Below are 12,738 nucleotides of genomic sequence, written 5' to 3'. Positions count from 1 at the left end.
CTCCGACTCTAGCGGCGACGCCGGCCACCTCCCTGCCCCTGCCTCCCTCCGCGGGTTAGTCGGCGCGCGGCCTGAGGTGGAGCTGCACCAGCCCGTCGCCGTAGCGCGCAACCCGCTCGACCGTCATCTCGGCCGGCACCGTCAGCCCCCCGAAGAGCGAAATCCCGTCCCCCAGTACCGTGGGCACGAGCGTCAGCACCAGATGATCGAGCAGCCCCGCCTCGAGCGTCTCGCGCACCAGCGCGGCCCCGTCGACATAGACATCGCCCTCCCCCGCAACCTCGCTCGCGCGCGCGATGAGGTCGGCGATGTCGCCCTCGATCGGCTCGACCCATGCGTGGGGCGCGTCGAGCGGCCGGTGCGTCGCGATGCGCATCGGCACGTCGCCGTACGGCCACTCCGGGAAGCCCTCGACGATGTCATACGTCCGCCTGCCCATGAGGATGCACCCGACCCCCGTGAGGAAGGCGCTGAACTCGAGCACGCCCTCGTCGCTCGTGTCGCGCCACGGCGCGACGGCGAACGGCGGCGCGTCCGGAGCGCGACCCTCGAGCCACGCGAGTTCGTCATGAGGTCCCGCGACGAATCCGTCGAGCGAGGCGGCCAGGTACGCGCGGATGCGGCTCATGCGTCCACGCTAACGTGCGCGTGCGACAGCAGGAACCGCCACCCGCGCCACCTGACCTACCCGCGCTACCCCCTACCCGCGCTACCCCCTACCCGCCCGAGACGCTGAGCTCCGCCTCCCGCAGCCTGGCCTCGAGGTCCGGAGTGATGTCCTGCGTGTCGAGCCATCCGTCGGGACACGCGGGCACGCGCGGCGAGCCCTGCCGGCCGCGCGGACCCTCGGCCTCCTCGCCCGGATACCCGGTGTCGAGCGCGAGCGAGTCGAGCAGCCCGCGCAGCTCGGCGAGCGTCTCGACCAGTCCCAAGGCGCGGCGCACCTCTCCTCCGACCGGGTAACCCTTGAGATACCAGGACATGTGCTTGCGGATCTCGCGCATCGCCTTGTTCTCGTCGGCGCCGAAGTGCGTCACCATGAGCTCGCCGTGGCGGTAGATCGTGTCCGCGACCACGCGCAGCCCCGGCCGCACCCGCTCGGGCCGTCCCTCGAACGCAGCCTGCAGATCGGCAAACAGCCACGGGCGCCCCATGCAGCCGCGTCCCACGACCACGCCGTCACACCCGGTCTGCTCGACCATGCGCACCGCGTCCTCGGCCTGCCAGATGTCCCCGTTGCCCAGCACGGGGATGCTCGTGACGGCCTCCTTGAGCCGTGCGATCGCGTCCCAGTCCGCGGTCCCCGAGTAGTACTCCGCCGCGGTGCGCGCGTGCAGCGCCACGGCCGCGACGCCCTCCTTCTCCGCGGTGCGTCCCGCGTCGAGGTACGTGAGGTGGTCGTCGTCGACCCCCTTGCGCATCTTGACGGTGACGGGGATGTCGAAGCGCGAGGCCTCGCGCACCGCGGCACGCACGATCTCCTTGAAGAGGTCCCGCTTCCACGGCAGCACCGCGCCGCCACCCTTGCGCGTCACCTTGGGCACCGGGCAGCCAAAATTCATGTCGATGTGATCCGCGCGGTCCTCCTCGCAGATCATGCGCACCGCAGCGCCGACCGTCGCCGGGTCCACCCCGTAGACCTGCACCGACCGGGGCGTCTCGTCGGGGTCGTGAGCGATGATGCGCAGCGACTCGGGGGTGCGCTCGACGAGCGCGCGCGAGGTCACCATCTCGGCCACGTACAGACCGCCGCCGTGCTCGCGGCACAGTCGCCGGAACGCGGCGTTGGTGATGCCGGCCATCGGGGCGAGCACCACGGGAGTGTCGACCTCGAGCGGGCCAAGGCGCAGCGGCTGCAGGACACGAGTCGCGGGGGTCATGGCATCCATTGTCTCAGGCGTCGTGGGGTGCCCCGCGGGACGATGCCGTGGCCGGGTGGGCGCCCCGGTTCCGCGGCGGTCTCGCCACAGCCTCACTGACGTCGGGCACACTCGCGCCCGGGCCGCTGAGGGATAGCCCGGGCGCGAGGCGTCACGGCGCAGCGAACCAGCGCGCTGCCGCAACGTATGTGCGGGGACGGCACCCGGCCTCCCCCTCGGAAACACTGGCCGCGCCCCCGGAATGCCCGTCAGGACCAGAGTGGAGTGCCGCGGGCCCCGCGTCAAGCAAATCCGCACAATGAGGGAAAAACAGTCACGAATCCCGCGCGGGAGATCCCGTGCCGTCGCCCGCCTCATGCGGCGCGGAGGCGTCGCGCGCGGCGACCCCGGCCGCGGCATCGTCCCTCTCGGGATCCACATCGCCAGGCGCACCAGGCTCGATGTCGTCCCGCTTCTCCCCCGCCAGTCCCACGATCAGCGCGCCGATCGCGGTCGTCAGCGGCACCGCGAGCACGAGGCCGATCGACCCGACCAGGGTGCGCACCACCTCGCCGGCGATCTCGGAGGACGTGATGGCGCCCGACAGCGGATTGTCGTAGACCGCGACCAGCATGATGAGCGGCAGCGAGGCTCCCACGTACGCGAAGGCGATCGTGTAGACGGTCGACGCGATGTGGTCGCGGCCAATCCTCATGCCGCGCGAGAAGAGCTGCCACGGACCCAGGTCGGGCCGTGCCGCGCCCAGCTCCCACACCGCCGAGGCCTGCGTGATGGTGACGTCGTTGAGCACGCCCAGTCCCGCGATCATGAGGCCGCACAGCGCGAGCCCCTGGAGCGACAGCCTCCCCTCGACGAACGCGATGTTGATCTCCGCCTCGGACGGCACGCCGGGGATCTTGGCCGCGGTCACCGCCCACGTGCCGAGCGCCGCCGTCACCGCGAGACCCGCGATGGTGCCCAGGTACGCCGTGGTCGTGCGCGCGTTGGGCCCATGGGCGACATAGAGCAGCACGAAGAGCGCGCCGGCCGCCGTGACCAGGCCCACGAGGGGCGGGCTCGCGCCGTCGAGCAGCGCGGGCACGGTGTAGAACGCGACGATCCCGAACGCCGCGGCCAGGCCCAGCAGGGCGCCCAGCCCGCGCCACCAGGCGACCGCGATGACGAGCACCACGTAGACGATGAGGAGGGCGAGAATGGGCGTCCCGCGCTCGAAGTCCGAGAACACGAGCGGCCCCTCGTCGAGCTCGACCACGCGCACCTGGTCGCCGGGTTCGAGCACCAGCGAGCCCACGCCCGTGGGCGCCATCTCCCTCTCGCCCTCGGCGCCCGGGGTCGTGACACGCACCACGGACTCGCCCGTGGACTCGTCGAAGGACACGACCTCGGCGTCGAGCCGGCGCGCGTCCTCGTAGAGAAACTGCTGAGAGCCGAGCATGTCCCAACTCGACGGCCACGTCACCATGGCGCCCACGAGCACGCCGCCGAGCACGCCTATCACGAGCGCCCACAGGACGCGCGTGGCGCCCGGCGTCGCGCGCGGCCGGGTCTCGGCGTGAGAGTGACCGGCTCCCATGCCCTGCCTACGCGCCGATCAGGCGCTGCGCGAGATAGCCCTGGACCTGAGCGAGCGCCACGCGCTCCTGCTGCATCGTGTCGCGGTCGCGGATGGTCACCGCCTGGTCGTCGAGCGTGTCGAAGTCGATCGTGATGCAGAACGGCGTGCCCACCTCGTCCTGACGGCGGTAGCGCTTGCCGATCGACTGGGTGACGTCGACGTCGATGTTCCACGCGCCACGCAGTTCCTTCGCGAGCGCCTCGGCGGTCGGGACCAGGTCAGCGGACTTCGACAGCGGCAGCACCGCGGCCTTGATGGGGGCGAGGCGGTGGTCGAGGCGCAGCACCGTGCGGGACTCGGTGCCCCCTTCGCGGTGGCCACCTCCTCCTCGGTGTAGGCCTCGACCAGGAAGGCCATGAGCGAGCGCGAGAGGCCCGCCGCGGGCTCGATGACGTACGGCACGAACCGCTCGTTGGTCGCGGGGTCAAGGTAGCTGAGGTCCTTGCCCGAGTGCTTCGCGTGGGTCGTGAGGTCGAAGTCCGTGCGGTTGGCGATGCCCTCGAGCTCTCCCCACTCCGAGCCCTGGAAGCCGAACCGGTACTCGATGTCGGTGGTGCCCTTGGAGTAGTGCGACAGCTTCTCGAGCGGGTGCTCGTAGAGGCGCAGGTTGTCCGCCGCGATGCCCAGGTCCTCGTACCAGGCCTTGCGGGTGTCGATCCAGTGCTGGTGCCACTCCTCGTCGGTGCCAGGCACCACGAAGAACTCCATCTCCATCTGCTCGAACTCGCGCGTGCGGAAGATGAAGTTGCCCGGCGTGATCTCGTTGCGGAAGGACTTGCCCACCTGCGCGATGCCGAACGGGGGCTTCTGGCGCGACGTACGCATGACGTTCTCGAAGTTCACGAAGATGCCCTGCGCGGTCTCGGGGCGCAGGTAGTGCAGGCCGGACTCGTCCTGAGCCGCGCCCAGGTAGGTGCGCAGGAGACCGTTGAACATCTTGGGCTCGGTCCACTGGCCGCGGGTGCCGCATGCGGCGCATGCGATCTCGGCCAGGCCACCCTCGGGAGCGCGCCCCTTCTTCTCCTCGAACTCCTCGAGCAGGTGGTCCTCGCGGTAGCGCTTGTGGCAACTGAGGCACTCGACGAGTGGGTCAACGAAGGCCGCGATGTGGCCGGAGGCCTCCCACACCTGCGGGGGCAGGATCACCGACGAGTCGAGCCCCACGATGTCGTCACGGCTGGTGACCATCGACCGCCACCACTGGCGCTTGATGTTCTCCTTGAGCTCCACGCCGAGCGGCCCGTAGTCCCATGCGGAACGGGTGCCTCCGTAGATCTCGCCGCAGGGGAACACGAAGCCACGGCGCTTCGCGAGCGAGATGACGTTGTCGAGACGGCTGGTAACGGCCACGTGGTGCTCCTTGCGGGGGTCGGATTGCTCGGGTCAGTCTATAGGCGCGCACTGAGGGACGATGCTGGGCTCCAGACCCCCGACGACGGCACGGCGCTTGCGGGGCGTCGCGAGCCGACGGACGGGACATTGGTCCTTATTGACAATGATTATCAGTCACGCTAGGCTGGCACCATGACCTCGACTCTGCGACCCTCGCTGCTCGTCGCCGCCGCCGCGGCGACGACGCTCACCCTTGCCGCCTGCTCGGCCCCCGCCGAGACCGGGGCCAGCGCATCGTCCGCTCCCGCCGACGGCCTCACGGTCGCGGCGGCCTTCTACCCGCTTGAGTACGTCGCGCGCGGCGTCGCGGGCGCGGACACCACCGTGGTGGCGCTCGCGCAGCCCGGCGTCGACGCCCACGACCTCGAGCTCTCTCCCGCCTCGGTGCGAGAGATGCAGGGTGCGGACCTGGTGCTCTTCCTGAGCGACTTCCAGCCCGCCGTCGACGACGCGATCGACAGCACCGGGGTGCGTTCCCTCGACGCCGCCGCGGTCGTGGAGCTCCACGACGCCGAGGAGCACGCCGAAGAGGAGGGTGAGGCCCACGACGCCGAGGACGAGCACGAGCACGGCACGTCGGACCCCCACTTCTGGCTCGACCCCACGCTGCTCGCGGCCTACGCCGACTCCGTCGCCGCCGAGCTCTCGGAACTCGACCCCGACAACGCCGACTCCTACGCGGCCAACGCCGCCTCCCTGACGGAGACGCTCACCGGCATCGACGAGGCCTACGCGACCGGCCTCGCGCAGTGCGAGCGCGACACCATCTTCGTGGCGCACGAGGCCTTCGGCTACCTCACGGAGCGCTACGGCATTCACCAGGAGGGTTTCGCGGGCCTCGACCCCGAGTCCGAGCCCTCCCCCGCGCGTCTGCTCGAGATCAAGGAGCGGGTGGCCGACACCGGCGCGACGGTGATCTTCACCGAGGACACCGTCTCCGCCTCTGTCGCCGAGTCGCTCGCGAACGATGCCGGGGTCGCCACCGCGGTGCTGAGCCCGGTTGAGACCGTGGCCGACGGCGAGGACTACGCTTCGACCATGACCCGCAACCTCGAGGAAATCCGGGGCGCGCTTGGCTGCGCCTGATCTCGATCGCACTCGAACGCCGCTGGTCGCCAGCGGCGTTCGAGTCGTGCTCGGGACCACCGAGATCCTGCATGGCGTCGACCTCGAGGTCTCCGCGGGCGAGGTCGTCGCGCTCATGGGCGGCAACGGCTCGGGCAAGTCGACCTTCGTGCGTGCCATGGTGGGCGCGGTGCCGCTCGCGGGCGGCTCCGTCTCGCTCTTCGGCTCCCCCTCGACGCCCGCGGCGCGCGCGCGACTCGGCTACGTGCCGCAACGCATCGGCGCCGGTGGCGGCGTGTCCGCCACGGCTCTCGAGGTCGTGATGTCGGGGCTGCTGGGCAGCCGCGAGGACGGACGTGGGGCGGCCGGAGGCCTGCGCGGCCTGATCCCGCCGCGCGACGCCAAGCGACGCGCGATCGACGCGCTACGGTCGGTCGCGATCGAGGACCTCGCCCGGCGCGACGTGTTGCGGCTCTCGGGAGGGCAGCAGCAGCGCGTGCTCATCGCGCGCGCGCTCGTGCGCCGCCCGGACCTCTTGATCCTCGATGAGCCGATGGCGGGGGTGGACCTGCAGTCGCAGGTCTCCTTCGCCCACACGCTCGGCCACCTCAAGCACGACGGCGTGGCGGTCGTGGTGGTCCTGCACGAGCTCGGCTCGATCGCGCGCCACATCGATCACGCCGTGGTGCTCGAGCAGGGCTGCGTCACGTACGTGGGCGCTCCGCCCAAGGACCTGGGTGTCCACGCGCTGCCTGGCCACGAGCACGAACACGCCCACGAGGGCGCGCAGCCCACCGGCGGCGCGCTGGGACTGGAGGGGCCATGACCCTGCTCACCGATCCCCTGGTGCAGCGCATGCTGCTCGTCGGCCTGCTCGTGGGACTCGCCGCGCCCGTCATGGGCACCTACCTCGTGCAGCGCCGCATGGCGCTGCTGGGCGACGGCATCGGCCACGTCGCGCTCGCCGGAGTGGCCGCGGGCTGGCTCGCGGGTTCCGCCGCCGGGCTCGCGCAGCGCGACGCCCTCGCGATCCCCGGCGCCGTGGTCTTCGCGATCGCCGGGGCGGTCGTGATCGAGCGCATGCGCGCGCGCGGCACCGCGGCGGACGTCGTGATGGCGATCCTGTTCTACGGCGGAATCGCGGGAGGCGTGCTGCTCATCGGCCTCGCGGGCGGCTCGAACGCGAACCTGCTGGGCTACCTCTTCGGCTCGATCTCGACGGTGACCTGGGGAGACGTGTGGGTGAGCGTCGCGCTCGCCGCGCTCATCCTGATCATCGGGCTCGGGCTGCGCTCGTCGCTGTTCGCGGTCACCCACGACCAAGAGTTCGCGCGCTCGACGGGTCTGCCCGTCGCGGTCCTCAACATGGTGGTCGCCGTCCTGGCCGCGATCACCATCACGGTCGCGATGCGCGTGGTGGGCGTGCTCCTGGTGAGCGCGCTGATGATCGTGCCCGTGGCGATCGCTCAGCTAATGACGCGGTCCTTCGCGCGCACCATGCACGTGGCCATGGGGCTCGGCGCGGTGCTCACGGTCACCGGCATCTGGATCACGCTGTTCCACAACCTCCAGCCGGGCGCACTCATCGTGGTCCTCGGCGTCGCGCTCTACGTGATCGTTGCCGCGGTCACCGCCGCGCGTGAGAGGGTACGCGCATGACCGCGACCCGCATGACCCGCCAACGCCGCGAGATCCTCGACGCGCTCGACACCCGCGACTTCCGTTCCGCGCAGTCGTGGCACGAGCACCTGCGCTCGGAGGGCTCGACCGTGGGCCTCGCGACGGTGTACCGCGCGCTGACCGCCCTCGCGGATGCGGGCGAGGTCGACTCGGTCGTGTCTGAGTCGGGCGAGACCCTCTATCGCCGATGCGAGGCGGGCGAGGAGCACCACCATCACCTCCGCTGCCGCGTGTGCGGACGCGCGGTCGAGATCGACGTGCCGTCCTTCGAGAGTTACGCCGCCGCGATCGCGACGGAGCATGGCTACGCCGAGATCAGCCACACGATCGAACTCACCGGCGTGTGCCCCGCGTGCGCCGCGCGCGACCGCGGCTGATGCCCGGCGTTCCGGCCTTCGTCGCCGACGGCCCCTGGTGGTGGCTGTCGCTCTTCCTGTTCTGCGTGGTGTTCCTGCGCACCCAGGGCACCTACTGGATCGCGCGATGGGCGCGCACGGGGGCCGATGCCGTGGCGGGCAGGACACAGGCCGGCGACGGGCGTCGGGCACGCCTCGCGCAACGACTGGCGGGGCCGGGGACGGAACGCGCGCGCTCCTTCATCGAGCGCTGGGGCTGGCTTGCGATCCCGATGTCCTTCCTCACCGTGGGCTTCCAAACCATGGTCAACGCCACCGCGGGCTACACCCGCATGCGCTTTGACCTCTACACACTCGCGCTGATTCCCGGCAGCCTCATCTGGGCCACGATCTACACGCTCATCGCGTTGTCGCTGTGGGAGGCGTGGGCGACGTCCCCCTGGTTGCTCGCCGCTGCGATCGTCGCCTTGATCACGGCCGGCTGGGGGCTGTCACGATGGCGTAGGCGTGCCGCGCCCGCGCACCCGGCGACGGCATCGTCCGCGACCACGCCCTCCGACGCTTAGGCGGCCCCGAAGCGGCGGTTGCGCCGCGCGTACTCGTCGATCGCGGCCCACAGGTGCGTGCGGTTGACGTCGGGCCACAGCACGTCGCTGAAGACGTACTCGGCATAGGCGGCCTGCCAGGGCAGGAAGTTCGAGCTGCGCTGCTCTCCGCTCGACCGCCAGAACAGGTCGACGTCCGGCATGTCGGGCTCGTCGAGGTGGGCCGCGAGCGTCTTCTCCGTCACCTTCGACGGGTCCAGCTCCCCCGCCGCGACCTTGAGCGCGATCGCCTTGGCGGCATCGGCGATCTCCGCTCGGCCGCCGTAGTTCACGCACATCGTGAGGGTGAGGACGTCGTTGTCGCGCGTGAGCTCCTCCGCGCGTTCGAGCTCGTTCACCACGGACTTCCACAGCCGCGGACGGCGACCCGCCCAGCGCACGCGCACGCCCCAGCTGTGCATCTCGTCGCGCCGGCGCCGGATGACGTCGCGATTGAAGCCCATGAGGAAGCGGACCTCGTCGGGGCTGCGCTTCCAGTTTTCGGTGCTGAACGCGTACGCGCTGAGGTGGGTCACGCCGGCCTCGATCGCGCCGGCAACCACGTCGAGCAGCGCGGCCTCGCCACGCTCGTGACCGGCGGTGCGCGGCAATCCACGCTCCTTGGCCCACCGGCCATTGCCGTCCATGACGACCGCGACGTGGCGCGGCACGGCCTCGCGCGGGAGGTCGGGCGGCGTCGCGCCTGACGGATGGGGGTGGGTCGCTCGGGGCTCACAACCGCCAGCCTAGCGGCGGACGATGCCGGGGCAGGGAGCGCCGTCAGGACCGGTCGACGTGCCCCAGGCTGCGTACCTTGCGCTCGAGGTGGAACTGGGTATACGCGGCGATGAGGCCCGCGGCGTCGCGGCGGTGGCGCGCCTCCGAGGCATCCGCCGTGCGCCAATCCCCGGCGAGCAACGCCTCGAGCAGGGAGAAGGTCTCGGGGGCGGGAGCCGCGGCGCCGGGAGGCCTGCACGACTCGCACACGGCGCCTCCGCCGCCCACCACGAAGGCGCGGTGCGGACCGGGCCTGCCGCAGCTCGCGCAGTCGGTGAAGCTCGGCTCGTAGCCCGCGAGCGAGAGCGACCTCAGCAGGAAGGCGTCGAGCACCATGCCAGCGTCGTGCTCGCCCCGGCTGAGCGACCCCAGCGCGCCATGCAGGAGGCGGTAGTGATCCCAGGCGGGTTCGCGCTCGTGGTCGACCAGCTTGTCGGCGGTCTCGACCATCGCGGTGGCCGCCGTGAACTTCGCGTAGTCCTCGGCGATCCTGCGCGCATAGGGCTCGCGGGTCTCGACCTGGCTCACGATGTCGAGGTTGCGTCCCTCGTACAACTGCACGTCGACCAGCATGAAGGGCTCCATGCGCGAGCCGATCCTGCTCGAGGTCCGGCGCACGCCCTTGGCGACGGCGCGTACCTTGCCGTGACGTCGCGTGAGCATCGTGACGATGCGATCGGCCTCCCCCAGCTTGTGGGTGCGGAGGACGATCGCATCGTCACGGTAGAGAGGCACGCCGCCATTGTCCCCCGGGCGAGGGTGGCGAGGCCGCAGGCGCGACGCCGTCCGAGCGCCCCCGGCCTGCGCTTCAGCGCACTCGGCCTGCCGCTGCGCCCTGCGAGGTGCTCAGTGCCCAAAATCCGTCGATTCGGGCACTGAGCACCTCGCGGGGCGCGCCCGAGGTCGGGGCCGAGCCCCGCGGCGCGGCCGATCAGCCGCCGCGAGCTCCCTGGTCAGGGGGATGACGTCGGTGTGACTAGTCGCGGGCAGCGTAGACGCCAGCCATGCACACGGAGTACGCCATGTAGTCCGGCGTCAGCGGACGCAGGTCCGGCAGGGCGAAGGTGGTGATGCCGTCGCCTCCGTAGCGCGTGCCGTACAGGCTGAACAGCGCCGTGAACTGCTGGATCGGAAGAAACTGACCGTTCGCGGGGAGGCGATTGTCCACGGTGCTCGCGGTCAGCAGGATCTCACCGAGCATGCAGTCCGCCCCACGACCGGACGCGACCTCTCCCGTCCGGTACCCCAGCCACTCGACCGTTCCTGCGGACCCCTGCGGACCTGCGGGACCCTGCGGACCCGTCGCGCCGATGGGGTCCGCCGGGCCGACGGGGCCCTGGATGCCATGCAAGCCCTGGAACCCGTCGGCGCCGGCCGGACCGATGCAGGCCGAGACCATCAAGGTGGACGCGAGGGCCACGGGAAGGGTGTAAGCGCGAAGACGCACGTCGGCGTGTCGATTTCCTCCTGACCGAGCGCGGCCGCGGCTCAGCGACCCTCGCGGTTGACCGCGGAGATGATCGCCTTGAGAGTCGCGGTGGTGATCGATGCGTCGATCCCCACGCCCCACAGGATCTGGTCGCCGATCTGGCACTCGACGTACGCGGCGGCGATCGCATCGCCGCCACCGCTCATCGCGTGCTCGTGATAGTCGAGCACCTCGACGCGCACTCCCCTGGTGCCGAGCGCGGCCACGAACGCGGCGACCGGGCCGTTGCCGGAGCCCTCCACCGTGACGCTCGTACCGGAGTCGGTGATGTCGGCGGCCAGCGTGTCGGGTCCGGCATCGGACGATGTCGCGCGCGTCCCGACGAGCGCGAAGCGGCCCCACGCGCGCGCGGGGTCAGGCGACGGCAGGTACTCGTCCTCGAAGATGCGCCAGAGGTGCTCCGCCGTCATCTCGGCGCCCGTGGCATCGGCCTCTCGCTGGACCACGCGCGAGAACTCGATCTGCAGCCTGCGGGGAAGGTCGAGATGACGCTCCGTCTTGAGCAGGTACGCGACTCCGCCCTTGCCGGACTGCGAGTTGACCCGGATGACCGCCTCGTACGAGCGCCCCACGTCGCGCGGATCGATCGGCAGGTACGGCACGGCCCACACGAGGTCGTCGACGCTCACGCCCTGGCGCTCGGCCTTCGCCTCCATGGCCTCGAGGCCCTTCTTGATCGCGTCCTGATGCGATCCCGAAAATGCGGTGAAGACCAGGTCGCCGCCCCAAGGGTGGCGTGGGTGGACGTCGATCTGGTTGCAGTACTCGACCGTGCGGCGGATCTCGTCGATGTCAGAGAAGTCGATTTCGGGGTCGATTCCCTGGCTGAAAAGGTTCATCCCCAGCGTCACCAGGTCGACGTTGCCGGTGCGCTCGCCGTTGCCGAACAGGCACCCCTCGATGCGGTCCGCGCCGGCCATGTAGCCCAGCTCGGCGGCCGCGATCGCGGTGCCGCGGTCGTTGTGCGGGTGCAGGCTCAGCACCACGGAGTCGCGATAGTCGAGGTTCCTGCTCATCCACTCGATCGAATCGGCGTACACGTTGGGGGTCGCCATCTCGACGGTCGCGGGCAGGTTGATGATCACCTTGCGGTCCGGCGTGGGCTTCCATACGTCGAGCACCGCGTTGCACACGCGCAGCGCGTACGCGAGCTCGGTGCCCGTGTAGGACTCGGGGCTGTACTCGTAGAACACCCTCGTGTCCGGGATGGTCTCCTCGAACTTCTGGCAGAGCATGGCGCCGTGGGTCGCGATGTCGAGGATCTCGTCCTCATTGGCGCGGAACACCACCTCGCGCTGGAGGATCGACGTCGAGTTGTAGAGGTGCACGATCGCCTGCTTGGCCCCCGCAGCGACTCATACGTGCGCTCGATCAGGTGCTCACGGGCCTGGGTGAGCACCTGGATGGTGACGTCCTCGGGGATGCGGTCCTCCTCGATGAGGGCGCGCACGAAGTCGAAGTCGGTCTGGCTTGCGCTGGGGAAACCGACCTCGATCTCCTTGTAGCCCATGCGGACCAGGAGCTCGAAGAGGCGCATCTTGCGCTCGGCGTTCATGGGCTCGATGAGCGCCTGGTTGCCGTCGCGCAGGTCCACCGCGCACCACCGCGGTGCCTTCTCGATGCGGGCGCTAGGCCAGGTGCGGTCCGGCAGATCGACCTCGATCTGCTCGTGGAACGGAACGTACTTGCGGATGGGCATCGCGGAGCGACGCTGGTCGCCGCCGGTGTAGTGGCTCATGGGGATTCCTTGCTGCGTGGCTGTGGTCTATGGCTGGGGGCCGGCACACCAACCTCCGCGACGAGGGACCGGCCTGGCCTAGGCCTCGTCGCGGCACGTAAGCAGCGAGGGTGCACGCATGCGACCACCATAGCCGACGCCCCGCGCCGCGCGGCAAACTGG

The 12,738-nt window shown here is 70.6% G+C and carries 10 protein-coding genes and 3 pseudogenes; 5 read left to right on the top strand and 8 right to left on the bottom strand.

Features of this window, described 5'->3' with window-relative positions; all coding sequences use genetic code 11:
• Positions 1-55: 55 nt before the first annotated feature.
• The 4 genes and pseudogenes from QUE44_RS02340 to QUE44_RS02325 all read right to left on the bottom strand — a co-directional run bounded on the left by QUE44_RS02340 (position 56) and on the right by QUE44_RS02325 (position 4,845).
• A complete protein-coding gene (locus QUE44_RS02340; RefSeq protein WP_286215661.1) occupies positions 56-628 on the bottom strand; it encodes a dihydrofolate reductase family protein in 573 nt (190 codons plus the stop codon).
• An 88-nt stretch (positions 629-716) separates the two neighbouring features.
• The gene (gene dusB / locus QUE44_RS02335; protein ID WP_425557926.1) at positions 717-1,889 is read right to left on the bottom strand and encodes a tRNA dihydrouridine synthase DusB; all 1,173 of its coding nucleotides are present in this window, start codon (positions 1,887-1,889) and stop codon (positions 717-719) included.
• Positions 1,890-2,193: 304 nt separating this feature from the next.
• Positions 2,194-3,453 (bottom strand): YibE/F family protein, encoded by a 1,260-nt coding sequence (locus QUE44_RS02330; protein WP_286215659.1) that lies wholly within the window; start codon positions 3,451-3,453, stop codon positions 2,194-2,196.
• Between the two features lie 7 nt (positions 3,454-3,460).
• Positions 3,461-4,845 (bottom strand): annotated as a pseudogene (locus tag QUE44_RS02325) (glycine--tRNA ligase).
• 174 nt (positions 4,846-5,019) lie between these two features.
• Here QUE44_RS02325 and QUE44_RS02320 point away from each other — a divergent pair.
• Genes QUE44_RS02320 through QUE44_RS02300 form a run of 5 tightly spaced genes read left to right on the top strand, consistent with a single transcriptional unit; the run spans position 5,020 to position 8,554 of the window.
• Positions 5,020-5,973, top strand: a complete 954-nt coding sequence (locus QUE44_RS02320; RefSeq protein ID WP_286215658.1) for a metal ABC transporter substrate-binding protein — start codon at positions 5,020-5,022, stop codon at positions 5,971-5,973.
• 46 nt (positions 5,974-6,019) lie between these two features.
• The gene (locus QUE44_RS02315) at positions 6,020-6,778 is read left to right on the top strand and encodes a metal ABC transporter ATP-binding protein (RefSeq protein WP_286215657.1); all 759 of its coding nucleotides are present in this window, start codon (positions 6,020-6,022) and stop codon (positions 6,776-6,778) included.
• The gene (locus QUE44_RS02310; RefSeq protein ID WP_286215655.1) at positions 6,775-7,611 is read left to right on the top strand and encodes a metal ABC transporter permease; all 837 of its coding nucleotides are present in this window, start codon (positions 6,775-6,777) and stop codon (positions 7,609-7,611) included. The genes QUE44_RS02315 and QUE44_RS02310 overlap by 4 nt, the downstream gene beginning before the upstream one ends.
• On the top strand, positions 7,608-8,009 hold the full coding sequence (locus tag QUE44_RS02305; protein ID WP_286215654.1) for a Fur family transcriptional regulator: 402 nt from the start codon (positions 7,608-7,610) through the stop codon (positions 8,007-8,009). Before QUE44_RS02310 ends, QUE44_RS02305 begins: the two co-directional genes overlap by 4 nt.
• Complete coding sequence (locus QUE44_RS02300; protein WP_286215653.1) at positions 8,009-8,554, top strand: DedA family protein; 546 nt, start codon at positions 8,009-8,011, stop codon at positions 8,552-8,554. The genes QUE44_RS02305 and QUE44_RS02300 overlap by 1 nt, the downstream gene beginning before the upstream one ends.
• On the opposite strand, the pseudogene QUE44_RS02295 reads toward QUE44_RS02300, so the two are convergent.
• The 4 genes and pseudogenes from QUE44_RS02295 to leuA form a co-directional block, all read right to left on the bottom strand.
• Positions 8,551-9,288: pseudogene (locus QUE44_RS02295) on the bottom strand (isoprenyl transferase); the annotation flags it as partial. The gene QUE44_RS02300 and the pseudogene QUE44_RS02295 overlap by 4 nt on opposite strands.
• A 64-nt stretch (positions 9,289-9,352) precedes the next feature.
• Positions 9,353-10,084, bottom strand: coding sequence for a DNA repair protein RecO (recO, locus tag QUE44_RS02290; RefSeq protein ID WP_286215652.1), 732 nt, complete (start codon positions 10,082-10,084; stop codon positions 9,353-9,355).
• A gap of 241 nt (positions 10,085-10,325) precedes the next feature.
• Positions 10,326-10,769, bottom strand: coding sequence for a phage tail protein (locus tag QUE44_RS02285; protein ID WP_286215651.1), 444 nt, complete (start codon positions 10,767-10,769; stop codon positions 10,326-10,328).
• 68 nt (positions 10,770-10,837) lie between these two features.
• Positions 10,838-12,576 (bottom strand): annotated as a pseudogene (gene leuA, locus QUE44_RS02280) (2-isopropylmalate synthase).
• Between the last annotated feature and the right edge of the window lie 162 nt (positions 12,577-12,738).

The organism is Demequina sediminis, assembly GCF_030296675.1.
GTDB classification, from domain to species: domain Bacteria; phylum Actinomycetota; class Actinomycetes; order Actinomycetales; family Demequinaceae; genus Demequina; species Demequina sediminis.
This window is presented reverse-complemented; position numbering and strand designations above follow the sequence as displayed.

What these genes read in the sequence shown, in the direction of transcription:
- QUE44_RS02340 (WP_286215661.1), bottom strand. Translation starts at nt 628, where the DNA reads ATGAGCCGCATCCGCGCGTACCTGGCCGCCTCGCTCGACGGATTCGTC.
- dusB (WP_425557926.1), bottom strand. Translation starts at nt 1,889, where the DNA reads ATGGATGCCATGACCCCCGCGACTCGTGTCCTGCAGCCGCTGCGCCTT.
- QUE44_RS02330 (WP_286215659.1), bottom strand. Translation starts at nt 3,453, where the DNA reads ATGGGAGCCGGTCACTCTCACGCCGAGACCCGGCCGCGCGCGACGCCG.
- QUE44_RS02320 (WP_286215658.1), top strand. Translation starts at nt 5,020, where the DNA reads ATGACCTCGACTCTGCGACCCTCGCTGCTCGTCGCCGCCGCCGCGGCG.
- QUE44_RS02310 (WP_286215655.1), top strand. Translation starts at nt 6,775, where the DNA reads ATGACCCTGCTCACCGATCCCCTGGTGCAGCGCATGCTGCTCGTCGGC.
- QUE44_RS02305 (WP_286215654.1), top strand. Translation starts at nt 7,608, where the DNA reads ATGACCGCGACCCGCATGACCCGCCAACGCCGCGAGATCCTCGACGCG.
- QUE44_RS02300 (WP_286215653.1), top strand. Translation starts at nt 8,009, where the DNA reads ATGCCCGGCGTTCCGGCCTTCGTCGCCGACGGCCCCTGGTGGTGGCTG.